A 24546-nucleotide genomic window follows, 5' to 3' on the forward strand; every position below is an offset into this window, starting at 1 on the left:
CACATGCAGTTTGTGCCGGCAATGACTCGTTAAAACGCGCTGGAATACACCATGATTAAAATCAAACGAGGCTTGAATTTGCCTCTATCTGGAGCGCCCAAGCAAGCCATCAGCCGCTCACCGGCGGTGCGCTCGGTAGCTATTGTGGGTGGCGACTACCCCGGCTTACAACCATCCATGTCTGTTGCTGAAGGCGATATGGTGCGGTGCGGGCAAGTGCTTTTTAATGACAAGAAAAATCCCGACGTGGTTTTCACGGCCCCCGCTAGCGGTCGCGTGCGCGCAGTAAATCGTGGTGCTCGCCGCGTGTTTTTGTCATTGGTCATCGATATCGATGCTGCGGCTGGTGAAGCCGAGACGTTTACTGCGCACAGTCCCGATGCTTTGGCATCATTAAGCGCTGAGGCGGTGACTGAGCAGCTGCGTCTTTCGGGCTTATGGACCGCGTTGCGCACACGGCCATTCAGCAAGATTCCCGTGCCTGGCACAACCCCATCGGCGCTGTTTGTCAACGCCATGGATACCAACCCGCACGCGGTCAATCCAGTGCTAGTCATTGCCGAAGATGAGCAAGCCTTCGTGAACGGTTTGGCGGTGTTAGCACGCTTGGGTGCGCCGGTCATTGTCGCGAAAGCGCCCGAAGACAGCTTTGCGACCGGTCAAGCGCGAGTCGAAACCTTCTCTGGCCCGCATCCGGCTGGCCTAGTTGGCACTCATATGCATTTTGTTGCGCCGGTCAATGTGCAACGCCAAGCCTGGCATCTTAATTACCAAGACGTGATGGCGATTGGTCGGCTCTTTGTCACCGGCCGTCTCGACACGCAACGCGTTATTAGCCTTGGCGGCCCCGTTGTCAAAGAGCCGCGTCTGGTGCGCACGCAAATGGGTGCCAGCATTACTGAGCTGCTCGATGGTGAGCTTGCCGCTGGGGAAAACCGCAGCATTTCTGGTTCGGTGTTGTCTGGCCGGCAAGCACGCGGCGTTGAGGCGTATTTAGGCCGATATCATCTGCAAGTATCGGCACTCGAGGAAGGCCGCGAGCGCGAGTTGCTGCACTATGTTCGTCCGGGCACGCATCGCAGCTCGGTGCTGAACTTGTATTTTGGTAAGTTTTTGAAACGTGAGTTTGCACTCACCACCAGCACCAATGGCTCCGAACGTGCCATGGTGCCAGTGGGTGCTTACGAAGCCATCATGCCCCTAGATATTTTGCCCACGCAGCTTCTGCGTAGCCTAATCGTTGGCGATGATGATCAAGCCGTGGCACTAGGTGCGCTGGAGTTAGACGAAGAAGATCTGGCGCTGTGCACATACGCATGCCCCGGGAAATATGAATACGGTCCCATCTTGCGTGATGTGTTGACCCGCATTGAGAAGGAGGGTTAAGCCGTGAGTTGGGTAAAAAATAAACTCGAGCAGATGGCTCCTGATTTCCAAAAGGGTGGCAAGCACGAAAACTGGGCGGCGTTGTTTGAGGCCGTTGATACATTTTTCTACAGCCCAAAACAGGTCACGCACACGTCCTCGCATGTGCGCGACTCCATCGACTTAAAACGCATCATGATTTTGGTCTGGATGGCGACATTCCCGGCCATGTTTTTGGGCATGTGGAATATCGGTAATCAAGCGCTGACCGTGCTCGATAACGTGCCTGGCGGCACACCGGATATGGCCGTTGATGCCTGGCGGGTCTGGGTCATTTCTTTATTAGCCGGCTTTGATTCCACCAATCTGTGGCATTGCTTCGTGTATGGCGCCACCTTCTTTGTGCCGGTTTATCTCACCACGTTTATTGTGGGCGGTTTCTGGGAAGTCATGTTTGCGCAAAAGCGTGGTCACGAAGTTAATGAAGGCTTCTTTGTTACCTCGGTGCTGTTTGCTTTAACGCTGCCTCCCACCGTACCGCTCTGGCAAGTGGCGTTGGGCATCACCTTTGGTGTGGTGATTGCCAAAGAAGTGTTCGGCGGTACTGGTAAAAACTTCGTCAACCCGGCGCTGTCAGCGCGTGCGTTTTTGTTCTTTGCCTATCCCGCACAGCTCTCTGGCGACACTGTCTGGACTGCGGTGAATCCAGCGCTTTGGGGTCAGGCCATTGATGGCTGGACAGGCGCGACGGCACTTGGCCAAGCCAAAGCCGCGGGCATTGAGGCGCTGCAACGCGTGAGCGATGGCGGTTTGCAAGCCATCACCTGGTTTGATGCGTTCATTGGCAATGTGCCTGGCTCCATGGGTGAGGTATCGACCTTGGGCATTGCCATTGGTGCGGTGATTTTGTTGACCACACGCGTGGCCTCATTCCGCATCATGGGCGGCGTGCTCATTGGCATGATCGCAACGACCTCTTTGTTTAATGCCATTGGCTCAGACACCAATCCGATGTTTGGTGTGCCGTGGTATTGGCATTTGGTGCTGGGTGGCTATGCCTTTGGCATGGTGTTTATGGCCACCGACCCAGTCTCATCCTCGATGACGCACACCGGGCGCTGGATATTCGGCATCGTCATTGGTGTCATGGTCGCGCTCATTCGCATCGTCAACCCGGCGTATCCCGAAGGCATGATGTTGGCAATTTTGTTCGCCAACCTGACCGCGCCACTTATCGATTACTTCGTTATGCAGTCCAACATTAACCGGAGGCTTGCACGCAATGGCTAATGAATCTCAAGTCAAAACCATCACCGTAGCACTCGTACTGTCGGTGGTCTGCTCGGTGGCCTTAGCGGTTGCCGTGACCATGCTGAAGCCCATCCAGCTAGCGAACCAAGCGCTCGATAAACAGCGCAAAATCTTAGCCGCCGCCGGTGTATTGTCGGAAGGCCAAGGTGATGCTGAGGAAGTCGGCGCGAAGTTCCAGCAATTTGAGCGCTATCTTGTTGATCTCAATACCGGTGCCTACACGCGCATTGATCTCGACGATCGCTACGACCAGCGCAAAGCCACCAAGCAGCCCGAAAGCTCCATGGCCTTAAGCGGAGAGCAAGATGTCGCCGACATTAAGCGTCGTGCCGAAAAAGCCGATGTCTATGTGCTGCGCGATGATCAAGGTGAGCTAAGCCGCTTGGTCTTGCCGGTATCGGGCTATGGGTTGTGGTCGACCATGTATGGCTATTTGGTGCTTGAAAAAGATGCCAATACCGTTGCCGGCATTACCTTTACTGATCAGGCGGAAACACCTGGTTTGGGCGGTGAAATCGACAATCCCAAATGGCAGGCACAGTGGGTTGGTAAGCATGTTTATGGGCCGGCAGGCGAGCCACAACTGGCACTTAAAAAAGGCGGTGTGGATCCAGCAAAGCCCGATGCACAATACCAAGTGGATGCACTTTCTGGTGCCACACTGACCAGTAACGGCGTCAGCAATATGGTTGAATTTTGGATGGGCGACTTAGGCTTTAAAGCATTCCTAAGCAAAGTCCGCGAGTCAGGAGTGTAATCATGTCCGATCAAGCCCCCGTCAAATCGATTTTATTAGGCCCGATCCTCAACACGAATCCGGTCATTTTTCAGGTGCTGGGTATTTGCTCCGCACTTGCTGTTACGTCCAATATGAACACCGCCTTGGCGATGTCGATTGGTCTGACTGCTGTGGCGGCATTTGCCAGCCTATTCGTGTCGATTATTCGTAGCGTTATCCCCAACTCGATTCGCATTATTGTGCAAATGGTGATCGTTGCCACACTGGTAATTATTGTTGATCAGGTGTTGCGCGCCTTTGCGCCGGGTATTGCGAAGCAAATGTCGGTGTTTGTTGGTCTGATTATCACCAACTGTATCGTCATGGGTCGCCTCGAAGCCTTTGCCATGAAAAACCCACCCACCATGAGCTTTATTGATGGCCTGGGTAATGGCTTGGGCTATTCGGCGCTGCTGCTCCTCGTTGCGCTGGTACGTGAAGTCTTAGGCTCTGGCACGTTTTTTGGCCTGACGGTGCTGCCGACCGTGAGCAATGGCGGCTGGTATGTGCCTAATGGTTTGTTGCTGCTGCCACCATCGGCATTCTTCTTGATTGGTCTTATTATTTGGGCGCTGCGCTCATGGAAAACCGATCAACAAGAAGCCGCTGATTTCCGCATTGCGCCGAATTCGCGCGCGACCCCGACGCACTAAGGCAGGAGAGACATTATGTTGGAGCATTACCTTAGTTTATTTGTGCGCTCGGTGTTCATTGAGAACATGGCGCTGGCCTTCTTCTTGGGCATGTGTACGTTTTTGGCGATTTCCAAAAAGGTCACCACGGCGTTTTCGCTGGGCATGGCGGTGGTGGTGGTGCAAACCATCACCGTGCCGGTCAACAACCTGATGTGGCAATACTTTCTCAAAGAGGGTGGTTTGCAGTGGACGGGTCTTGAGGGCGCCAGCGCCATTGATTTGAGCTTCCTGTCGCTGCTTACCTATATTTGTACTATTGCTGCCATGGTGCAGGTTATCGAGATGGCGTGCGATAAATACTTGCCAGCTCTCTACAACGCGTTGGGCATTTATCTGCCGCTGATTACCGTGAACTGCGCGATTTTAGGTGGCTCATTGTTTATGCAAGAGCGCGATTACAACTTACCTGAGTCCGTGGTGTATGGCGTCGGTTCAGGTGTGTCATGGGCGCTGGCCATCGTGCTACTCGCGGCCATTCGCGAAAAGCTCAAATACAGTGATGTGCCCGGTGGCATGGAAGGCTTGGGCATCACCTTTATTTCGGTAGGCTTGATGTCACTTGGCTTCATGTCCTTCTCCGGCATTCAACTTTAAGGAGGTAACACGATGTCCACCCAACTGGTCATTATCCTCTCAATGCTGATGTTCACTGGCACTGTGTTGTTGCTAGTGATGTTTATTTTGGCAGCGCGTTCGCAGCTGGTCTCGACGGGGGCTGTCTCAGTCGATATCAATGAAGATCCTGAAAAGCGCCTTGAGATCAGTAGCGGTAGCAAGCTTTTACAGGCCTTGGCTGACGAAAAAATCTTCTTATCATCGGCCTGTGGTGGCGGTGGAACCTGCGGCCAATGCCGTGTGCGTGTGAAGTCTGGGGGTGGCGATATTTTGCCAACCGAAGAGCCACATTTTACCAAGCGTGAAATCAAAGATGGCTGGCGCTTAGGCTGCCAAATGCAGGTTAAGCAAGACCTAGAAATCGAGTTAGATGAGGCCTTTTTCGGCGTAAAACGCTGGGAATGTGAGGTTGTCTCCAACGACAACGTGGCGACGTTCATTAAAGAGCTCGTGCTCAAATTGCCTGAAGGCGAGGATGTTAATTTCCGCGCTGGTGGTTATGTGCAGCTCGAAATTCCGCCGTATGAAGCAAATTTTGCCGATATGGATATTCCCGAGGAATATCGTGGCGACTGGGAAAAATTTGGTCTGTTTAAGGTCAAATCAAAGGTCGATGAAACCACCATTCGTGCTTACTCCATGGCGAACTACCCTGATGAAAAAGGCCTGCTGAAATTCAATATTCGTATTGCCACGCCGCCATTGCGTCAGCTCGACGAAATCGCACCTGGCAAGATGTCGTCGTATGTGTTTTCGCTGAAACCCGGCGATAAAATCACCGTGTTTGGACCCTTTGGTGAGTTTTTTGCCAAGAAAACCGATGCTGAAATGGTCTTCATTGGCGGTGGTGCTGGTATGGCACCGATGCGCTCGCATTTGTTTGATCAGCTCAAGCGCCTTGGTAGTCAACGCAAAATCAGCTTTTGGTATGGCGCGCGCTCATTGCGCGAAACATTTTATGCCGAAGAGTACGATGCGCTGGCTGAAGCGAATCCTAACTTTGAATGGCATTTGGCGTTATCAGAGCCACAGCCAGAAGATAATTGGTCAGGCCACACCGGTTTTATTCACCAAGTGTTGCTGGAAAACTACCTGAAAAATCACCCAGCGCCTGAAGATTGTGAGTTCTACATGTGTGGCCCTCCCATGATGAATGCTGCCGTTGTTAAGATGCTTGAAGATTTAGGTGTTGATCATGAAAACATCTTGTTGGATGACTTTGGGGGTTAGTGTTCATGGCTCATCGCATACACACGTTAGGGATGAGCCTTGTGCTCAGCATGCTCATGCTGGGCTGTCAGCCCGCAACACCAGAGGCCACTGAGCAACGCGCCGAAGTGGCCAGTGTTCGACTGTCGGGCACGGCGTATCATTCCATGGCATGGCAAGTCAGCTTAGCTGCCTTGCCCACAGACACCTCGCGCGAGCAGTTGCAGCAACGCCTGCAAGCACGTCTTGATGCAGCCAATACCGTGTTGTCGACGTATCAATCCGATACTGAATTGATGCGTTTTAATCGCGCCAGTGTTGGCGAATGGCATGCGGTCAGCCCGATGCTATTGCACGCCTTGAGCCGTGCCTTGCAAGTCAGCGCGCAAATGACTTCATTTGCTCAGGCCGCAGATGCCTATGACGTGACGGTGTCGCCATTGGTGAACCTGTGGGGTTTTGGCTCAACGGGTAAGACCACGCGTGTGCCCACTGACGCTGACACTGCGCGTGCCAAAGCGCAAATAGGTTGGCAAAACGTTCAGCTTGAGAGCAAAAACGAACGCGCCCAGCGACTTGCACCGGTGACTATTGATTTGTCGTCGGTCGGTGAGGGCGCTGCGGTTGATGCACTCAGCAGCGAGTTGCAGTCATTGGGCGTCAGTGACTTTCTTGTTAGCGTGGCCGGTACGTTGAAGTCACGCGGAAATCGCGCCGATGGCTCGCCATGGCGCGTTGCCATTGAGCGACCCGATGGGCAGGGTGGCATTCAGCAGTTAGTGGTGTTGAGCGATGGTTCGTTGTCGACATCGGGCTCTTATCGCAATTATTTCGAGCGTAATGGCGTGCGTTATTCACACACCATTGACCCGCGCACGGGCAAGCCGATCACGCATAATGGCGTGTCCGTCACCGTTATTTCGCCGGTCAATAACGATGCCACGCTTGCTGATGCGTGGGCCACAGCCCTCAGTGTTTTGTCGCCTGAGCTGGCTATTCAAACAGCCAATAAGCTTGGTTTAGCGGCTTATGTTGTGGCTAAAACAGCCGATGGGTTCGACGCAAGTCACTCCGCGGCATTCACACCCTATTTGCCGGTTCAAAAAAGTGCGCAGGAGTAATTATGCTGAGCTTATTTCTTGTCAGTTTTGTCGTCATTGCCCTCGTGGTGGTGGGCATGGCGGTTGGCGTGATGAATGGTCGCGAGCCGATTAAAGGCTCCTGCGGTGGTCTGAATCGCTTAGGTATGCGCGATGGCGAATGCCCCATTTGTGGAGACAATCCCACGCTGTGCGAATCGGAAACCGCCACCACCAGTAAGCGGCCAACGGCTGCAGAGCTTGGTCGTCAGGTCTAAGCAGCAACGCTGGGGTCAGATGCTCAAGCGCCGCATGCAAATATCTTTGTACATCACGAAATCGCCCATAAAGCTGTAGATCGGATACTTGAAGGTAGCCGGGCGATTCTTCTCATAGACAAAATGACCGACCCACGCAAAACCGTAGCCAATCACTGGGAAAGCGAATAACCACAGCCATTGGCCGGTCAACATGACGCCTACAAGCAGAGCGAGTACGAGTGTGGTACCAATAAAATGCAGGCGCCGACAGGTTCGGTTGCTGTGTTCTTGCAAATAGAACGGGTAAAACTCGCGAAAACTGGTAAATCTTGCGTCGCTCATGGTTATCTCCGCACAGTGTTGGCGCTACAGGCCAAACCTTTCTAATTTAAAAAAGTAATAACGCACTTGTAACTCAGTGCGCTCAGCTTGCCAAGTGCTCTGGGCTTATTACGCATCAAGCTGAGTGTTTTCGTCAGCCATAATGTCGTCTTCAGTCATTGTGTCATGCCGCTATTCGTCCGACAGTCTAGATCACGCTGCTGACTATGAAGTCATGGCGTGTTTTTTTCATACAACGAGGACATTCCATCATGACGGAAGCCCTGATTTTTGATGCCGTACGCACTCCGCGTGGCAAAGGTAAGAAAGACGGTTCACTGCACACCACCAAGCCGGTTGATTTAGTCGTTGGCTTGATGAAGTCGTTAGAAGCGCGCAACGGCGCTGAGTTTATCAATCACGTCGATGACGTGGTGCTCGGCTGCGTCACCCCCGTTGGCGATCAAGGTGCCGACGTTGCTAAAACCGCCGCGCTCGCCGCGCATTGGCCACACGAAACCGCTGGCGTTCAGCTCAACCGTTTCTGCGCCTCCGGCTTAGAAGCCGTCAACATGGGCGCCATGAAAGTACGCTCCGGCTTTGAAGATTTAGTCGTGGTCGGCGGTGTTGAGTGCATGTCGCGCATTCCCATGGGTTCCGACGGCGGCGCCTGGGCGATGGACCCAGCCACCAACTTAGACACCGGCTTTGTGCCACAAGGCATTGGCGCCGATTTGATCGCCACGCTCGAAGGCTTTAGCCGCACCGACATCGATACCTATGCCGTGGAGTCGCAAAAACGCGCCGCCAATGCCCGTGCGCAAGGCTATTTCAACGGCTCTGTGGTGCCAGTGAAAGATATCAACGGCCTCGATGTATTGGTCGAAGATGAGTTCATCAAGCCCGATTCCACAGTGGAAAAACTCGCCGGCCTGCAACCGTCATTCATGATGATGGGTGAGATGGGCGGCTTCAACGCCGTGGCGCTGCAGAAATACCATTGGATTGAGAAAATCGACCACGTGCATACCGCCGCTAACTCGTCCGGCATTGTCGATGGCGCAGCCCTGATGCTGATTGGCAACGAAGCCACTGGCAAAAAGCTCGGCCTCAAGCCACGCGCGCGTTTCTTAGCGACTGCCGTGAGCGGTGCTGATCCCACCATCATGCTCACCGGTCCCGCACCGGCGGCGCGCAAGGCCCTAGCGAAAGCCGGTTTAACGGCCGATGACATCGATCTCTGGGAAATCAACGAAGCCTTTGCAGCCGTTGCCATGCGTTTTATGAAAGACATGGGCATCTCGCATGACATCACCAACGTCAATGGCGGCGCGATTGCCATGGGTCACCCACTCGGCGCCACCGGCTGCATGATCTTAAGCACCTTGCTCGATGAGCTCGAGCGTCGTGGCTTGAAGCGCGGCTTGGCGACGCTCTGCGTCGGCGGCGGCATGGGTATTGCCACCATCATTGAGCGCGTCTAAGCGCATCGCTTTTTGCCGGCTGCGTGAAGCAGCCAGCAACACATTATTGAGAGAACGATTATGAGCCAGAGCTCCATTCGCTGGGAAAAAGATGCCGACAATATCGTCGTCTTAACGATGGACGACCCGAACCAGTCGGCCAACACAATGAACGCCTTGTACCAAAAATCCATGGGTGAGACTGTTGATCGCCTGATCGCTGAGAAAAATGATATAGCCGGTGTGATTTTAACGTCGGCGAAGAAAACCTTTTTCGCCGGTGGTGATTTGCGTTTATTGATTCAAGCCACTGCAGAAGACGCGCCGAAGCTCGCCGCAGAATTGAAAGAAATGCATCGCCAACTGCGTGGTTTAGAGACGTTGGGCAAGCCCGTTGTCGCCGCCATGAATGGCACGGCGCTCGGTGGCGGCTTGGAAATTGCACTGGCCTGTCATCACCGCGTCGCCATTGGCGGTACCAAAGCTGAGTTCGGTTTGCCCGAAGTGTCCCTGGGCTTGCTGCCCGGCGGCGGCGGTCTGACCCGTGTCACACGCATGCTCGGCATTCAAAATGCCTTGATGAGCGTGCTCATGCAGGGCCCACGCATGAAGGCTGAAAAAGCCCAATCGACCGGCCTGATTGATGAGCTCGCCACCGATGCTGACGACATGCTGGCGAAAGCCCGCGCTTGGATTAAAGCCAACCCCAATGCGCAACAGCCTTGGGATAAGTCAGGCTATAAAATGCCCGGCGGCACACCATCAACACCCGCGTTGGCGATGAACCTGCCTGCGTTCCCTGCCAACCTGCGTAAGCAAACCAAAAACGCCAACTATCCTGCGCCAAAAGCCATTATGTCGGCTGTGGTGGAGGGCGCTCAGGTCAGCTTCGATAACGCACTGACGATTGAGTCGCGTTATTTCATTAAGCTCGCGACCGGCAAGCAGGCGAAAAACCAGATCAAAGCCTTCTTCTTCGATTTACAGAAGATCAATGGCGGCGGTTCGCGCCCTAGCAAAGACACGTATCCAGTGTGGAAGGCTAAGAAAGTTGGCATCTTGGGTGCTGGCATGATGGGTCAGGGCATTGCGTATGTCTCCGCCATGGTCGGCATCGAAGTGGTATTGCTCGATCAGACCGTGGAAGCGGCTGAGCGCGGCAAGGCCTACACCAAAGGCCTGCTCGACAAGCGCGTGAGCAAAGGCCGCATGGCCGCTGACAAAGCCGAGGCGACACTGGCGCTGATCAGCACCACCGATAGCCACACCGATCTCGCCGGCTGCGATATTGTTGTGGAAGCAGTATTTGAAGACCGCGCGGTGAAAGCCAAAGCCACCGAGCTGTCAGAAGCCAATGCATTGCCCGATTTCTTGATGTGTTCGAACACCTCAACCTTGCCCATTACTGGCTTGGCGAAGGCGTCGAAAAAGCCCGAGAATTTCATCGGTCTGCATTTCTTCTCGCCTGTCGACAAAATGCCCCTGGTGGAAATCATCCGTGGTGATGAAACCTCCGATGCGGCCTTGGCTAAAGCCTTCGACTTCGTCTTGCAGATTCGCAAAACGCCTATCGTGGTCAATGACTCACGTGGCTTCTTCACCTCGCGCGTGTTCGGCACATTCATTATGGAAGGCATGGCCATGGTCGGTGAAGGCTATCATCCGGTCAGCATCGAGCAGGCCGCTGCGCAAGCCGGCATGCCGGTTGGCCCCTTGGCTATTACCGATGAAGTGAGCTTGGACTTGGGTCGCAAAGTGCGCGTGCAAACCGAGAAAGATTTGGCTGCAGAAGGTAAAACCTTGCCAGATCATCCGGCCAACGCCATTAGCGATCGCATGATGGATGAGTTTGGTCGCTTTGGTAAAAAGGCGGGTAAAGGCTTCTACGACTACCCAGAAGGTGGCAAAAAAGTCATCTGGCCGGGCCTCATTGAGACCTTTACCAAGGCAGATAAAGTCGCCATTGACGAGAGCGAGTTTGAAGAGCTGCAAGCGCGCTTCTTGTATCGCCAAGCCATTGAGTCGGCGCGCTGCTTTGAAGAGGGTGTGTTGACCTCAGTGGCCGATGCCAACATCGGTTCGGTATTCGGTATTGGCATGGCGCCATGGACTGGCGGTGTGTTGCAGTACATCAACTATGTTGGTCTGCCGGAGTTTGTTGCGCGCGCTGATGCGTTCGCGGCGAAATTTGGTGATCGTTTCACGCCGCCGCAACTGCTGCGTGACATGGCCGCGAGTGGCAAAACCTTCGAGTAATTCACTCGATGTGTGCAGGGCTTGATGGCAATTGCATCAAGCCCGCTCAAAAAGACCCGATGCCTAAACCGCTCGGGTCTTTTTCTTTGTTCGCATGGAGGCTTTGGCGTAAGCTAAGGCGCATTCACACGACTTGCCCGCTGAGCAGAGGCCGATGACTGATTCACCCATTCCCGCGTCCATTAGTGATGCCATTCCTGTCATTACGCCGTCGCGCGAGTTCACCATCGATGAGCTCTCGCAAACCGCCGGCATGACGGTGCGCAATGTCCGCGCCTATCAAGATAAAGGCTTAATTCCGCCGCCCGAGATTCGCGGCCGCACCGGCATTTATACCGATGCGCATTTGGCGCGCTTACGCGTCATTGGCCCCTTGTTGGCACGCGGCTATAGCTTGGGCAATATTGCTGAGCTCATTGATGCCTGGGAAAAGGGCCACGACCTGCGCCAGTTGTTAGGACTGGAGCAGGCCATTACCTCGCCATGGTCTGAAGATGTGCCGGCCTATTACGAGCTCAATGAGCTGATGGCATTTTTTCCGCGTCAAATGAGCCCGGAAGCGCTTGCCAAAGCCGCCAGCTTAAAGCTCATCATGATCGATGGCCCGCGCTTTAAAGTGCCCAGCCCGCGCTTATTTAATGCCGGTGTTGAGTTGGCAAAACTCGGCGTGCCGCTGATCGACTTGCTGGATATTTTGGCCGGCGTGCGTGGCAATGTGGAGCAAGTCGCCAATGCGTTATTGCAGCTGGTGGTGCGTCACGTCTTTGAGCCGCAGGGCAAAAATGCCATGCCTGCCGCCAGCGAAGTGCCGCATATGGCTGAGGTGATTTGGCGTTTGCGTCCAATCGCCGATATGGCGGTGGCCGCGGAGGTTTCAGCTGCCATGGAGAAGGCCACTCAGCGCTACTTAGGTGAGCGAATGGATGCGCTACTTGCCACGCTGAAGTCAGATCAGCAACGCAAAGACTGACCAATGACATTGGGATTTTTGTTGGTTTGTTGTATATCAACGGTATACCGCATGGTCAGTTTCGGCTAACCTTGCGACACAAATATTGATAACACGCACTATTTACAAGGAATAATCATGACTACATCGTTTAAGTCTGCTCTGTTAGTCCGTGGCGCTCTGGCGGCGGCTGTGCTTGCTGCCACGGGTACTGCGGTTGCGGCCGATGAAGAAACCGGCTCATCGTACGACAACTATGTCTACTTCGGTGGTTTCTATATGCGTGCCGACAAAGACCGTTCACCGCGCAACGAGTCTGGCGATAGCTTCGGTTATCAAGCCGCCGTTGGTCAGCGTATTAACGATAACCTGTGGGTTGAAGGTCAGTTCTTCGGTGACACCATTGAGACGGGCACGAGCAATGGTACGGACTTCTACCAAACAGGCTTAGGCGTCGATCTGCAATACGCCTTCGGTCAACGTTCCGAGTTCACACCTTACATTCTCGCTGGTATTGGCGGCGTCTATAACGACGTGCCAGGCCGCGATGAAGTGTCGCCATACGCCAATATCGGTGTCGGTTTCACTAAAAGCATTCTCGGCTTCGACGGCCTTCGTTTACGCGGTGAGTTGCGCGCTGTCTACGACGATTACAATGAAGACACAGGCGGCAGCGAAGGTAAAATTGACTACCGTGCTGGCCTAGGCTTGGAAATGGCTATCGGCAAAACGCCTGAGCCAGAAGTCATCATTAAGGAAGTGCCGGTTGAGAAAGTGGTCATCAAAGAAGTGCCCGTTGAGCGCGTAGTGATCAAAGAGCCGGAGCCCGTTGATGACGACAGTGATGGCGTGATCAATGCCGCTGATAAGTGCCCTAACACACCCGCTGGCGCTAAAGTTGACGGTAACGGCTGCGTCATCGAGCAAACCTTGGTGATGCGCGACATTACCTTCGACTTTGACTCAGCTCGTTTAACCACCAATGCCCAGCGCTTGATGGAAAATGCCGTGGCTTTCCTGCGTTCCGATAGCTCGGCACGCGTGACTATTGCTGGCCATACCGATAACCGTGGTAGCGATTCCTACAACCTCAAACTGTCGCGTGATCGTGCCAACGAAGTCCGCGATTACTTGATCGGTTATGGTATTGAAGCGAATCGTCTGCAAGCCGTGGGCTACGGTGAAACCCGCCCAGTGGCGAGCAATGACAACGAAGCCGGCCGTGAAGTAAACCGCCGCGTTGAGTTCCGCATCCAGAAGTAATGGTTTCGCGGTGAACATGATGGGGTCCTTCGGGGCCCTTTCTTGTTTCTGTGTTTGAGTTCTTATATTTTAGCGCGCTATGACATCATCCCCGACTGCAAGTAGCATTACCGAGACCAAAACCTCGGCCACCGTACAGCGCCAAGCCCGTGGTGAAGAGCGCCGTGTGGCCATATTACGCGCCACGTGGCAGGTGGTATTGGCTGACGGCGTGCGTGGTGTGAAACATCGCGCGGTGGCGAAAGCGGCCGGCGTGCCGCTGGCCTCTACCACTTACTACTTCAAAGACATTCAAGCGCTATTGGTCGAATCATTTCAGCTGTTTGCGCACGAGTCATTGGCGCAGTTTACGCAGCCGTTTTGGCAGCGCGCGGAGATCGAACTAGCGGCTTTGCCGCCTGACGCCAATCGTGAAGAGCTTGAGACGATTTTAGTGGAATTAACCACGGAGTTTATTGAGCTACGGTTGCATGACCATCGCGAGCATTTGGTCATGGAATATGCTTTTTGGTATGCGGCATTACATGATGCCGAATTAAAAGCGGCGGTGCGCGATATGGCGCTGGCGTGGATACGGCTATTGCTCCCGTGTTTAGCGCGCTTTCAGCTGACTAATGACGAACAAGCTGCACGAACATTGCTCGGGGCGGTGCGCCGCGTGGAATATGAAGGTCTCATTCATGGCACCGCCACGCATCGGCCGGGCTGGGTGCGCGAGGCCATGGCCTACCAAATGCGCGGCTTATGGTAGCGGTATTGCCTGCCTGCTGGCAGGCGCACATCGGCGATGAGTTTACGCAGCCCTATATGCAGTCATTGCGCGATTTTTTACGCGCTGAGCGCGAAGCAGGCCACCGCGTATTTCCACCCAGTGCGCAATGCTTTGCGGCTTTTCATGCCACGCCATTTGCGCGCGTGCGGGTGGTGATTATTGGCCAAGATCCTTACCACGGCGAAGGCCAGGCACATGGGCTGAGCTTCTCGGTGGCCAATGGTCAGCGCTTGCCGCCTTCATTGCGCAATATATTTCACGAAATCAGCAGTGATTGTCAGGTCGCTGCACCGACTTCGGGCGATTTATCGGCATGGGCGGCGCAAGGTGTGCTGCTGCTCAACAGCGTGTTGACGGTGCGTGCAGGCGAGGCCGCATCGCACCAGAGACAAGGCTGGGAGCAGTTTACCGATGCCGCGATTGCCGCGCTGAATGCGCAGCGCGAAGGCATTGTGTTCTTACTGTGGGGTGGTTATGCCCAGCGTAAAGGCCAGCTCATTGACCGTCAGCGTCATCACGTTTTAACCGCCGCACATCCTTCTCCCTTAGCGGCCAATCGCGGCGGCTGGTTTGGCTCGCGGCATTTTTCACAAACCAATGCTTTGTTGCGAGCACAGCACAGCCCGGCGATTGATTGGGCAGCACTTTAGGAGCTTTTATGAGCGCATCACCCGTTGTTTTTGACACCCTAGCCATGGTCGACGGCCAATACCTAGGCATCGCCACACTCGACAGCGAACGTAGCCTCAATGCGCTGACCTTAGCCATGGTTGAGGCGTTATTGCCGCAGCTCGAACAGTGGGCGAATGACGCCCGTATTGCCATGGTGCTGCTGCGTGGCCGTGGCGATCGCGCCTTTTGTGCCGGCGGCGATGTGCGTGATCTCACGCAGGCGGCACGCACTGGTGAGGGCGATCCCATGGCGCCGGCGCACTTCTTTGCCCGCGAGTACCGTCTGGACTACTACATTCACCAATACGCCAAGCCATTACTGGTCTGGGGCAATGGCGTGGTGATGGGCGGCGGTATGGGGTTGTTTGCGGGCGCGCGATACCGTGTGGTCACTGAGACATCGCGCCTGGCGATGCCCGAGATTGGCATTGGTTTGTATCCCGATGTCGGCGGCAGTTATATCTTGTCGCGTCTTGTCGGGCGTGTGGGCTTGTTTCTAGGCCTTGGCGCGAGCCAAATTAATGCCGCCGATGCCCTGCACTTAGGCCTAGCAACGCATGCCGTGGCCTCCACGCAATGGCAGGCATTGCTCGATGCGCTACAGCAACTCTCGGGCGAGTCCGTGAGTCAGGACATTGAGGCGGTGCTCGCGCAGTTGGCCTTAAGCGAATTGCCCGCGCCGCAAGTCGAGCCGCGCCGTGAGGCCATTGAGTCGCTGTGTGCGCATGAGCAGCTCAGTGCGCTAGATGCCGCCTGGCGCGCGCAAGATCTGCCTGAAGATAGCTGGTTGGCGAAAGCCATTAGCACTTACCGCACAGGCTCGCCGACCAGTGCGGCGCTGGTTTGGCGGCAATGGCATAACAGCCGTGACCTGTCATTGCTTGAGGTCTTTCGCCAAGAGTGGATTATCTCCACGCAGTGCGCGCTGCATGCCGACTTTCCCGAGGGCGTACGGGCGTTATTGGTCGATAAAGACCACAGCCCACGCTGGCAGCCGGCGACATTGGCCGAGGTGAGTGCTGAGCATATTGCCGCTCATTACGCGCTACCAGCCGGTATGAGCCAGCCATTGGCAGACTTGTCGTAAGCGGCGTGCTAATAGCGCCTAGCCGGGCGGCGTGATCAGCTCGTGACGCTGAAAGGGCTCACGGCTGAGCGCAACGCGTTCGCCATTGGCAAGCTGCCAATATAACGCCTCGGCATCGAGGCGCACGCTGGCCAAAAGCCAGATGGATTGTGTATCTGGCCACGCCAAGCTCAGCACGCGACCCACGGCTTTCTCGTCGGCCATCACCGGCCATTCGAGCGAGGCATCGGTGTCTACCCATGGCGCATGCAGCCAACATAAGCCGGTTTTCAGCTGGCCACGAAAGTACAAGCGCGCCACAATTTCCTGCCCCATATAGCAGCCTTTTTGGTAGCTCACGCCGCCAAGGCGGTGGTAGTCGAGCTCTTGTGGCTGCCACAAATCTTTCATCGTTTCATCAATGTGTTGCTCGCCACTGACAATGGCTTCGGCCTGCCACGCCGCTTGAGCGCTGTCGGGCGCGGCGGTCGCCGGTTCATCCTGAAGGCGTAGGCCGCGATGCAGGCCTGGCAAACGAATGAGCTGACCGTTGGCGGTTTGCTGCGTGGCATAGGGTGTGGTCGCGAGTGTCTTGGGCAAGGCTGAGTTGCCCAGAAGACCGGTGATGTGTGTTTGCGCCGGCTGCAATGTAACGTTTGAAAAAACCGCGTATTTGGCCAGTCGACTGCGCACTGTCTCGCGTTGCGCGCTGGGCATGAGCAAGTCATAGCCCGCGTCGCCTTGCACGACAATAACGCTGGCTTCGATGCGACCTTTTAAGCTCAGTAGGCAGCCCAGGCTGGCTTGCTCGGCGGTGACTTGCTTCATGTCACAGCTCATTTGGCCTTGTAAAAATGTGTGCGCATCAGGACCAGTGACTTGTAGGCTGCTCCACGCCAGCGGAACGCTCAGCGCAGCGTTAGCGCGCTCATGGGCAATGGCAAGACGGTGTTCGTGGCTAGGGCAGGGGTGTGTCATGGGCAAAGCGCTCCTGATCATCAGTGAGAAAATGGCATCACGGCATTGGCATTTTAGCCGTGGCGCTACTACCTCTTATATACTGCCGCGCTTATACGCCAGTTTGCAGAGGTTTTCCATGACGCGGCCATTTAGTGAAGCCGAGCGTAAGTTGCGTTGGCAGTGCCGACGCGGCCTAAAAGAGCTCGATGTGATTTTAGAGCCTTATATGGAGGATCACTACCGTGATGCACCAGAAGCGGAGCAAATCATTTTTCAGCGCTTATTGGCCGAAGAAGACGTCGATCTCTTGGCGTGGTTTATGCAATACACCCAGCCCGACGACAGCGACTATCGCGCGCTTATCGGCACCATCTTGGCTAAGTTGGCGCACACCTTGTGAGCTCATGCCCTCGCGCCGTGAGCGCCTGTGGCGGCTTGTGGTGCTGGCGCTGCTGGCTTTAGCGCCACTCACCGGGCATGTGCCTCTGTTGTATTTATTGCCCGCATATAGTGCCTTTGCTTTGCAGGCGCGGTGGTTTTGGCGCCGGCCTGCTAGTAGTGGCGAGATTGCTATTTTGCAACAAGCCGCCAGCGGCTGGCGGCTCACCGACCATCAGGGCCGCGTGTATTTGGCTGAGCTCGATGGCCCGGTGCGCGACTGGCCGGGCTTGTTGTGCCTGAGCTTTCGCCAGCGCGCCGATGACGTGCTGGAAGTCGATACTACGCCATCTGACGATGGTTCATTGCGAGACACGCCTAGGCACTGGCGTATGGCCATTTGGCGCGACCAGCTCAGCGCCGAGGACTGGCGACACCTACGCGTTAATGTGCTGTGGCGGCGTCGTCCGGTTGTAAAATCGTATCGTCAGCGCTGGCAAGACGCTCGGGATAGTCGAGCGTGTAATGCAGACCCCGCGACTCCCGCCGCGCCAACGCGCTACGGATAATCAGCTCCGAGACCAGCACCAAGTTGCGCAGCTCGAGCAGATTCGATGAGACATGATAATTGCTGTAATACTCATTGATCTCGGCTTGTAGCAGCTCGACGCGATGCAGTGCACGCTCCAAGCGCTTCGTGGTACGCACGATGCCGACAAAGTCCCACATAAAGCGCCGCAGCTCATCCCAGTTGTGCAAAATCACCACGTCTTCATCGGGATTGCCGACTTGGCTAGCATCCCACGGCGGGCTCGCTGGCGGCGCCGGTGTATCGAGCAGGGCGTGGATGCGTTTGGCCGCCGACATGGCAAACACAAAGCATTCGAGCAGCGAATTACTAGCCATGCGATTAGCGCCATGTAAGCCAGTAAATGAGGTCTCGCCGATAGCAAATAAATGCGCAATATCGGTTTCGCTGTGCAGATCGACCATGACGCCGCCACAGGTGAAATGCGCCGTGGGCACCACCGGAATCCAGTCTTTGGTGATATCAATACCTTGCGCCAAGCAGGTGTTGTAGATATTCGGAAAATGGCTGGTGATAAACGCCGGATCTTTGTGCGTGATGTCGAGCCAGACGTGGCGCAGACCGAGGCGCTTCATTTCAAAGTCGATGGCGCGCGCCACGATATCGCGCGGGGCAAGCTCGGCGCGCGCATCGAAGCGCGGCATAAAACGCTCGCCATCGGGCAGACGCAATACCGCGCCTTCACCGCGCATGGCTTCGGTGATGAGGAAGTTTTTTGCGCTCGGATGGTAAAGACTGGTTGGATGGAATTGGTTGAATTCCATATTGGCGACCCGGCAACCGGCGCGCCACGCCATGGCAATGCCATCGCCCGTCGCCACATCGGGATTGCAGGTGTACTGATAGGCCTTGCTAGCACCGCCGGTGGCGAGCGCCACGAAGCGGGCATTGAAGGTTTCTACTTCGCCGCTGTCTTTATTGAGCACATAAGCGCCAGCGGCACGCGCGTGATCATCGATGATGACATCCACGGCAATACGCGACTCCAGCAAATCAATATGTGCACAGGCCAGCACCCGCTCAATCAGCGTTTTCGAGATAGCCTGGCCGGTGGTGTCGGCGGCATGAATAATGCGTCGATGCGAGTGCCCGCCTTCGCGTGTGAGGTGCAAATGATCGCTGTCATCGAGGGTGAATTGCACGCCTTGAGCCAGCAACCAATCAATGGCCTCGGGACCATGCGCCACCGTATGTGTGACCACGTCTTCATGGCACAAATCAGCGCCAGCAACGAGTGTGTCGCTGACATGGCTGTCGACCGAGTCAGACGCATCAACGACGGCGGCCACGCCACCTTGCGCGTAATAGGTGCTGGCTTCGGTGAGCGCGGCTTTTGAAATCATCGCGATGCGCAAGGACGCATCAAGGTTGAGCGCCAGCGTGAGGCCAGCTGCACCGCCGCCGATGATCAACACATCGTAAGAAAAACTGGTGGCCATGGCGTTGTCACTGGAAAAAAGTGACCGAATGATGACACATTCTGCTGGTCTGTCACGGCTAAACAACGGACATTTCGCCAGAAAATTCTGACGACTATTGACGCTAGGCGAATGCCTGTCAGCCGATTAAGCTTGGTGGCGTTATCGGCCTATGCTCGCGATTGGCGAGCCGCCCTGCGAGGAGATCAAGCGAATGCAAATGATGAAACCTGTGAGCCGTTGGTGCCTGGCGGCTGTGCTCTCGGTCATGGCTAGTGCCAGCTATGCCGATGCCGCGCCAGACTTTGCCGATATCGTGGCCGATGTCAGCCCATCGGTGGTCAATATCAGTTCGACCACGAAGAGCAAGCGCTCATCCAACAGCGGTAATGAAGATATTCAAGAACTCTTGCGGCGTTTTTATGGCCTTGAGGCGCAACCCACGCAGCCACGCGTGCAACAGTCTTTTGGCTCGGGCTTTATCATCAGCAGCGATGGCTATGTGCTGACCAATAATCATGTCATCGATGGCGCCGATAAAGTCATGGTACGTCTCAATGATCGCCGCGAAATTGAGGCAAAAGTCATTGGTACGGATCCGCGCACCGACATTGCCTTGATAAAAATTGCCGCCAAGGATTTACCGATTGTGCAGATTGGTAAGCCTGCCGATTTACGCGTTGGCGACTGGGTATTAGCCATTGGCTCGCCGTTTGGCTTCGATTATTCGGCGACCTCGGGCATTGTCAGTGCGAAAGCGCGCGCGCTGCCGAGTGAGGCCTACGTGCCGTTTATTCAAAGCGATGTTGCCATCAACCCGGGTAACTCTGGCGGCCCGTTATTTAACAGCCGCGGTGAAGTGGTGGGCATTAATTCGCAAATCTACAGCCGCTCGGGCGGTTTCATGGGCTTGTCGTTTGCCATCCCCATGGATGTCGCCATGGAAGTGGTTGAGCAGCTGCGCGAAAAGGGCAAGGTCAGTCGTGGCTGGCTCGGTGTAGCGATTCAAGAGGTCACCAAAGACCTCGCCGATGCCTATGGCCTGCCGCGACCAGCCGGTGCCTTGATTGCTAGCGTGGAGCCGAAATCACCGGCGGATAAAGCCGGTTTGAAGCCCGGTGATATCGTCACGCAGTTCGATGGAAATGACATTAGTTTATCGGCTGAGCTGCCGCAGGCTGTGGGTCGAGCCAGCGTCGGTAAAAGCTACACCATGACGGTTTTCCGTGAGCGTAAAGCGCAAACGGTGAGCATCACGATTGAAGCGATTCCCGAAGATGATTTGGCGGCAACTGCACCTGATCGCCCTGATTTATCGCGCCTTGGCATGCGCCTGCGCGATTTGCAGCCGGCCGAGAAGCAGCAATTAAAAGTCAGTGGCGGAGCGCTGATTGTGCAAGTGGTGGAAGGCTCGGGTGCTGATGCCGGTTTGCGTCCGGGTGATGTCATCACGCAGGTGGGCACCACGGCGATCGATGATGCCCGTGAGTTTGTTGCTGCTGTGCGTAAGCTCAAGCCCGGCACCACGGTGGCTTTGCGTGTGACTCGTCGCGGCATGACGCAAATTGTTGCGTTGCGGCTAGAGGCAGCAACTGACGAGTAGCGGTATGACCTGTGCCGACTCGCGCCTCGCGGCTCGGCACAGAATATATCGGCACCGAGCGACGCTATTTTTGGTCGCCGACTGGCGAATCAGCTACACTACGCCCTCAATTTTTGACCCCCTAATGGGTGAGTGTTCGTGTCTGACATCCAGCATATTCGTAATTTTTCCATCATCGCGCACATCGACCACGGCAAGTCGACACTCGCTGACCGTTTTATTCAAATTTGCGGCGGCCTAACTGAGCGTGAAATGCAGGCGCAAGTTCTTGATTCCATGGATCTTGAGCGCGAGCGGGGCATCACCATCAAAGCCCATTCGGTGACGCTGTATTACACCAGCCAAGCCGATGGCATTCGTTACCAACTCAATTTTATTGATACCCCCGGTCACGTCGATTTTTCGTATGAGGTGAGTCGATCGCTGGCTGCCTGTGAGGGTGCGCTCTTGGTTGTCGATGCCGCGCAAGGCGTGGAAGCGCAGTCGGTGGCGAATTGTTACACCGCCATTGAGCAAGGCTTGGAAGTTATGCCGGTGCTCAACAAAATCGATTTGCCACAGGCTGAACCAGACCGTGTCTGTGAAGAGATCGAAGAAATTATTGGTGTTGAGGCGCTCGATTCGCCGCAATGTAGTGCCAAAACTGGCCTTGGTGTGGTGGAGGTCTTGGAAGCCTTGGTGGCACGTATTCCGCCGCCCGTGGGTGACCGTGAAGCCCCGTTACAAGCCCTGATTATTGACTCGTGGTTCGATAACTACTTGGGTGTGGTGTCCTTGGTGCGCGTGAAAAACGGCAAGGTCAAAAAGGGCGATAAAATTTTGGTGAAGAGCACAGGCCAGCACCATATTGTCAGCAGTGTCGGTGTTTTTAACCCCAAGCATTCCGAAACCGATGGTCTGTATGCCGGCGAAGTGGGCTTTGTTATTGCCGGCATTAAAAATATTTTTGGTGCCCCTGTGGGCGATACGCTGACGCTCAATACCACGCCCGATGTGGCCATGCTGCCGGGCTTCAAAAAGGTCAAGCCACAGGTTTATGCCGGTCTGTTCCCCATCACGTCCGATGATTACGAGCCCTTTCGCGATGCTTTGTCGAAGCTCACGCTCAATGACTCCGCGTTGTTTTTCGAGCCAGAATCATCCGATGCGTTAGGCTTTGGTTTCCGTTGTGGCTTTTTGGGCATGCTGCACATGGAAATCGTGCAAGAGCGTCTGGAGCGTGAGTACAACCTTGATCTGCTCACCACCGCGCCTACCGTGGTTTATGAAATTGAGACCAAAAAGGGCGAAGTGCTGTACGTCGACAACCCCTCAAAGCTTCCCGATACGGGCTCCATTGAAGACTTCCGCGAGCCCATCGCTGAGTGTCATATTTTAGTACCGCCCGATTATGTCGGTGATGTCATCAAGCTCTGCCAAGATCGGCGTGGCGTGCAAAAAAGTCTGTTATTTCATGGCAAGCAAGTGGCATTGACCTATGACGTGCCGCTGGGCGAGGTCGTGCTCGACTTTTTTGATCGATTAAAATCGTGTTCGCGTGGCTATGCCTCGCTCGATTACACCTTTGTGCGATTTGAGTCCACGCGTTTGGCGCGTATTGATATTTTAATCAATGGCGAGCGCGTTGATGCCTTGGCGATGATTTGCCATGTCGATAATGCCCGCTACCGTGGCGGTGCGATCGTCGAAAAAATGAAAGAACTGATTCCGCGGCAGATGTTTGACGTGGCTATTCAAGCCGCTATTGGCACGCAAATTGTGGCTCGCCAAACGGTCAAGGCCATGCGCAAAGATGTGCTGGCGAAATGTTATGGCGGCGATGTGAGCCGTAAGCGCAAGCTCTTGGACAAACAAAAACAAGGCAAAAAGCGCATGAAGCAAGTGGGCAATGTGGAGATTCCACAAGATGCTTTCTTGGCTGTCTTGAAAGTGGATAAATGACCCTGGGGTTACGCCGTGGATATTGATTTTTCGTTAGTGCTGACCCTGGCTGTGCTGATCAGTGGTGCGTTGTGGGCATTTGATGCGCTGCTGCTGAAGCCGGGCCGTCAAGAGCGCCTGCAAGCGGCTCAAGCACAGGCCGCCAATGCTGGCCAAGTCCTGCCAAATGAGGCCAGCGCTCGCATCCTGCGCGAGCCTTGGTTATTTGAAACGGCGCATAGTTTCTTTCCCGTGCTGGCAGTGGTGTGGGTGCTGCGCTCGTTTATTGCCGAGCCGTTTACCATTCCCTCCGGCTCGATGATTCCGACCCTTGAGGTTGGCGATTATGTGCTAGTCAATAAGTTTGCTTATGGCATACGCCTGCCGGTGTTAGGCACCAAAATTATTCCGCTGGGTGAGCCGCAACGCGGTGATGTCATGGTCTTTCGCTTCCCAGCGCAGCCCTCGATTAACTACATCAAGCGCGTCATTGGGTTGCCCGGCGACCTAGTCGAAAGCCGCAATGAAGTGTTGTATATCAATGGCGCTGAGGCGGCGCGTGAGCTGCAGCCGGCGCGCGCTGAGGCGGCACCGGAAGAGGCTATTTATCTTGAGCAGCTCGGTGATCGCCGGCATTTCACGCGTGAAGAGGCGGGCATGCAACCTGCCGGTTCTGAGTGGCGCTACACCGTGCCCGACGGCTCGTATTTTATGATGGGCGATAACCGCGACAACTCCAATGACAGCCGCTTTTGGGGGCCGGTCTCGGAGCAGCTCATTGTTGGTCGCGCGTTTTATATTTGGCTGCACAAACAGCCAGGCCTGCATTGGCCAACGTTCTCGCACAACGGCAGCATTCAGTGACCGATGCCCTCGCGCGACTGCAGCGTACCATTGGCTACCAGTTTCAGGATCTGGATTGGTTGCGTTTAGCGCTCACGCACCGCAGTGTGTCGGGTCGCCGCAACAACGAGCGCCTTGAGTTTCTTGGCGATGGCCTGCTGAATTTCGTGGTGGCCGATAGTTTATTTCTGCAGTTTCCACAAGAAGACGAGGGCCGGCTGTCACGTCTGCGAGCCACGCTGGTGCGGCAAGATAGCCTAGCGATTATTGCTCGTGAATGGTCATTGGGTGATTACTTAGTCATGGGTTCGGGCGAGCTTAAAAGCGGCGGTTATCGTCGTGAATCGATTTTGTCCGATACCGTTGAGGCGGTCATTGGCGCGATGCACCGTGACGGTGAGCCGCTGCCGGCCATGATGACGCATATTCAGCGTTGGTATGGCGATCGACTCAGCCATATTGTTGTGGGTGATAGCCTCAAAGATCCGAAAAGTCGTTTGCAAGAATGGTTGCAAGCGCGGCGTTTGGAGCTGCCGCAATACGAGGTATTGTCGGTGACTGGTGAGGCTCACGATCAGTTTTTTTGTGTGCGTTGCGATGTGCCGGCCCAAGCTGGGCAGCCCGCGTTTAGCACCGAAGGCAGTGGCGTTAGTCGCCGTTACGCCGAACAAGAAGCGGCTAATGCCGCCCTGCAACGACTCTTACCGCCCGCCAAACTGGGCTTACGCACGGGGCCAACGTCGCCCTCATCAGGACAGTAA

At 55.2% G+C, this 24546-nt stretch carries 23 protein-coding genes and 1 pseudogene; 21 read left to right on the plus strand and 3 right to left on the minus strand.

Annotated features, from left to right (window positions below):
* The first annotated feature begins 51 nt into the window (after positions 1 to 51).
* Genes DFR26_RS08095 through nqrM form a run of 8 tightly spaced genes read left to right on the plus strand, consistent with a single transcriptional unit; the run spans position 52 to position 7330 of the window.
* Positions 52 to 1386, plus strand: coding sequence for a Na(+)-translocating NADH-quinone reductase subunit A (locus DFR26_RS08095; RefSeq protein ID WP_116208452.1), 1335 nt, complete (start codon positions 52 to 54; stop codon positions 1384 to 1386).
* Positions 1387 to 1389: 3 nt separating this feature from the next.
* Positions 1390 to 2655 carry an NADH:ubiquinone reductase (Na(+)-transporting) subunit B gene (locus tag DFR26_RS08100; protein WP_116208453.1) on the plus strand — a complete coding sequence of 422 codons (1266 nt, stop codon included), beginning with the start codon at positions 1390 to 1392 and terminating at the stop codon, positions 2653 to 2655.
* A complete protein-coding gene (locus DFR26_RS08105) occupies positions 2648 to 3433 on the plus strand; it encodes a Na(+)-translocating NADH-quinone reductase subunit C (RefSeq protein ID WP_116208454.1) in 786 nt (261 codons plus the stop codon). The genes DFR26_RS08100 and DFR26_RS08105 overlap by 8 nt, the downstream gene beginning before the upstream one ends.
* A 2-nt stretch (positions 3434 to 3435) precedes the next feature.
* Positions 3436 to 4107 carry an NADH:ubiquinone reductase (Na(+)-transporting) subunit D gene (locus DFR26_RS08110; protein ID WP_116208455.1) on the plus strand — a complete coding sequence of 224 codons (672 nt, stop codon included), beginning with the start codon at positions 3436 to 3438 and terminating at the stop codon, positions 4105 to 4107.
* Positions 4108 to 4125: 18 nt separating this feature from the next.
* Positions 4126 to 4743, plus strand: coding sequence for an NADH:ubiquinone reductase (Na(+)-transporting) subunit E (nqrE, locus tag DFR26_RS08115; protein WP_116208587.1), 618 nt, complete (start codon positions 4126 to 4128; stop codon positions 4741 to 4743).
* 12 nt (positions 4744 to 4755) lie between these two features.
* Complete coding sequence (nqrF, locus tag DFR26_RS08120) at positions 4756 to 5994, plus strand: NADH:ubiquinone reductase (Na(+)-transporting) subunit F (protein WP_116208456.1); 1239 nt, start codon at positions 4756 to 4758, stop codon at positions 5992 to 5994.
* A 5-nt stretch (positions 5995 to 5999) separates the two neighbouring features.
* Positions 6000 to 7094 (plus strand): FAD:protein FMN transferase, encoded by a 1095-nt coding sequence (locus DFR26_RS08125; RefSeq protein WP_147300283.1) that lies wholly within the window; start codon positions 6000 to 6002, stop codon positions 7092 to 7094.
* 2 nt (positions 7095 to 7096) lie between these two features.
* Positions 7097 to 7330, plus strand: a complete 234-nt coding sequence (nqrM, locus tag DFR26_RS08130; protein ID WP_181899025.1) for a (Na+)-NQR maturation NqrM — start codon at positions 7097 to 7099, stop codon at positions 7328 to 7330.
* Positions 7331 to 7345: 15 nt separating this feature from the next.
* Here the strand turns inward: nqrM and DFR26_RS08135 are convergent, their stop codons facing one another.
* A complete protein-coding gene (locus DFR26_RS08135) occupies positions 7346 to 7654 on the minus strand; it encodes an Mpo1-like protein (RefSeq protein WP_116208458.1) in 309 nt (102 codons plus the stop codon).
* Positions 7655 to 7905: 251 nt separating this feature from the next.
* Here DFR26_RS08135 and DFR26_RS08140 point away from each other — a divergent pair, with 251 nt between their 5' ends.
* From DFR26_RS08140 to DFR26_RS08170, 7 genes are all read left to right on the plus strand, one after another.
* Positions 7906 to 9117 (plus strand): acetyl-CoA C-acetyltransferase, encoded by a 1212-nt coding sequence (locus tag DFR26_RS08140; RefSeq protein WP_116208459.1) that lies wholly within the window; start codon positions 7906 to 7908, stop codon positions 9115 to 9117.
* A gap of 60 nt (positions 9118 to 9177) precedes the next feature.
* A complete protein-coding gene (locus tag DFR26_RS08145; protein WP_116208460.1) occupies positions 9178 to 11352 on the plus strand; it encodes a 3-hydroxyacyl-CoA dehydrogenase NAD-binding domain-containing protein in 2175 nt (724 codons plus the stop codon).
* Between the two features lie 154 nt (positions 11353 to 11506).
* Entirely contained in the window at positions 11507 to 12322 is an 816-nt protein-coding gene (locus DFR26_RS08150) for a MerR family transcriptional regulator (protein ID WP_116208461.1), read from the plus strand.
* 117 nt (positions 12323 to 12439) lie between these two features.
* Positions 12440 to 13564, plus strand: coding sequence for an OmpA family protein (locus tag DFR26_RS08155; protein WP_116208462.1), 1125 nt, complete (start codon positions 12440 to 12442; stop codon positions 13562 to 13564).
* A gap of 79 nt (positions 13565 to 13643) precedes the next feature.
* A complete protein-coding gene (locus tag DFR26_RS08160) occupies positions 13644 to 14315 on the plus strand; it encodes a TetR/AcrR family transcriptional regulator (protein WP_116208463.1) in 672 nt (223 codons plus the stop codon).
* Positions 14309 to 14986: a uracil-DNA glycosylase gene (gene ung, locus DFR26_RS08165; RefSeq protein WP_116208464.1), complete on the plus strand. Its 678-nt coding sequence runs from the start codon at positions 14309 to 14311 to the stop codon at positions 14984 to 14986. The genes DFR26_RS08160 and ung overlap by 7 nt, the downstream gene beginning before the upstream one ends.
* 8 nt (positions 14987 to 14994) lie before the next feature.
* Positions 14995 to 16095 (plus strand): enoyl-CoA hydratase/isomerase family protein, encoded by a 1101-nt coding sequence (locus tag DFR26_RS08170; protein WP_116208465.1) that lies wholly within the window; start codon positions 14995 to 14997, stop codon positions 16093 to 16095.
* A gap of 18 nt (positions 16096 to 16113) precedes the next feature.
* Here the strand turns inward: DFR26_RS08170 and ygfZ are convergent, their stop codons facing one another.
* Positions 16114 to 17052, minus strand: coding sequence for a CAF17-like 4Fe-4S cluster assembly/insertion protein YgfZ (ygfZ, locus tag DFR26_RS08175; protein WP_181899026.1), 939 nt, complete (start codon positions 17050 to 17052; stop codon positions 16114 to 16116).
* Here ygfZ and DFR26_RS08180 point away from each other — a divergent pair.
* Positions 17051 to 17434 carry an FAD assembly factor SdhE gene (locus DFR26_RS08180; protein WP_220375743.1) on the plus strand — a complete coding sequence of 128 codons (384 nt, stop codon included), beginning with the start codon at positions 17051 to 17053 and terminating at the stop codon, positions 17432 to 17434. The two genes, ygfZ and DFR26_RS08180, sit on opposite strands and share 2 nt — an antisense overlap.
* A 4-nt stretch (positions 17435 to 17438) precedes the next feature.
* A pseudogene (locus DFR26_RS11300) lies at positions 17439 to 17813 on the plus strand (hypothetical protein); the annotation flags it as partial.
* Between the two features lie 43 nt (positions 17814 to 17856).
* Here DFR26_RS11300 and nadB read toward each other — a convergent pair.
* Positions 17857 to 19440, minus strand: coding sequence for an L-aspartate oxidase (nadB, locus tag DFR26_RS08185; protein ID WP_116208467.1), 1584 nt, complete (start codon positions 19438 to 19440; stop codon positions 17857 to 17859).
* Between the two features lie 193 nt (positions 19441 to 19633).
* Here nadB and DFR26_RS08190 point away from each other — a divergent pair, with 193 nt between their 5' ends.
* The 4 genes from DFR26_RS08190 to rnc all read left to right on the plus strand — a co-directional run bounded on the left by DFR26_RS08190 (position 19634) and on the right by rnc (position 24546).
* A complete protein-coding gene (locus DFR26_RS08190) occupies positions 19634 to 21022 on the plus strand; it encodes a DegQ family serine endoprotease (protein ID WP_116208590.1) in 1389 nt (462 codons plus the stop codon).
* A gap of 138 nt (positions 21023 to 21160) precedes the next feature.
* Entirely contained in the window at positions 21161 to 22963 is a 1803-nt protein-coding gene (lepA, locus tag DFR26_RS08195; protein WP_116208591.1) for a translation elongation factor 4, read from the plus strand.
* A gap of 15 nt (positions 22964 to 22978) precedes the next feature.
* Positions 22979 to 23806, plus strand: a complete 828-nt coding sequence (gene lepB / locus DFR26_RS08200; RefSeq protein WP_220375744.1) for a signal peptidase I — start codon at positions 22979 to 22981, stop codon at positions 23804 to 23806.
* Positions 23803 to 24546, plus strand: coding sequence for a ribonuclease III (gene rnc, locus DFR26_RS08205; protein WP_116208468.1), 744 nt, complete (start codon positions 23803 to 23805; stop codon positions 24544 to 24546). Before lepB ends, rnc begins: the two co-directional genes overlap by 4 nt.

Origin of the sequence: Paraperlucidibaca baekdonensis (assembly GCF_003387535.1) — a bacterium.
Taxonomy (GTDB): domain Bacteria; phylum Pseudomonadota; class Gammaproteobacteria; order Pseudomonadales; family Moraxellaceae; genus Perlucidibaca; species Perlucidibaca baekdonensis.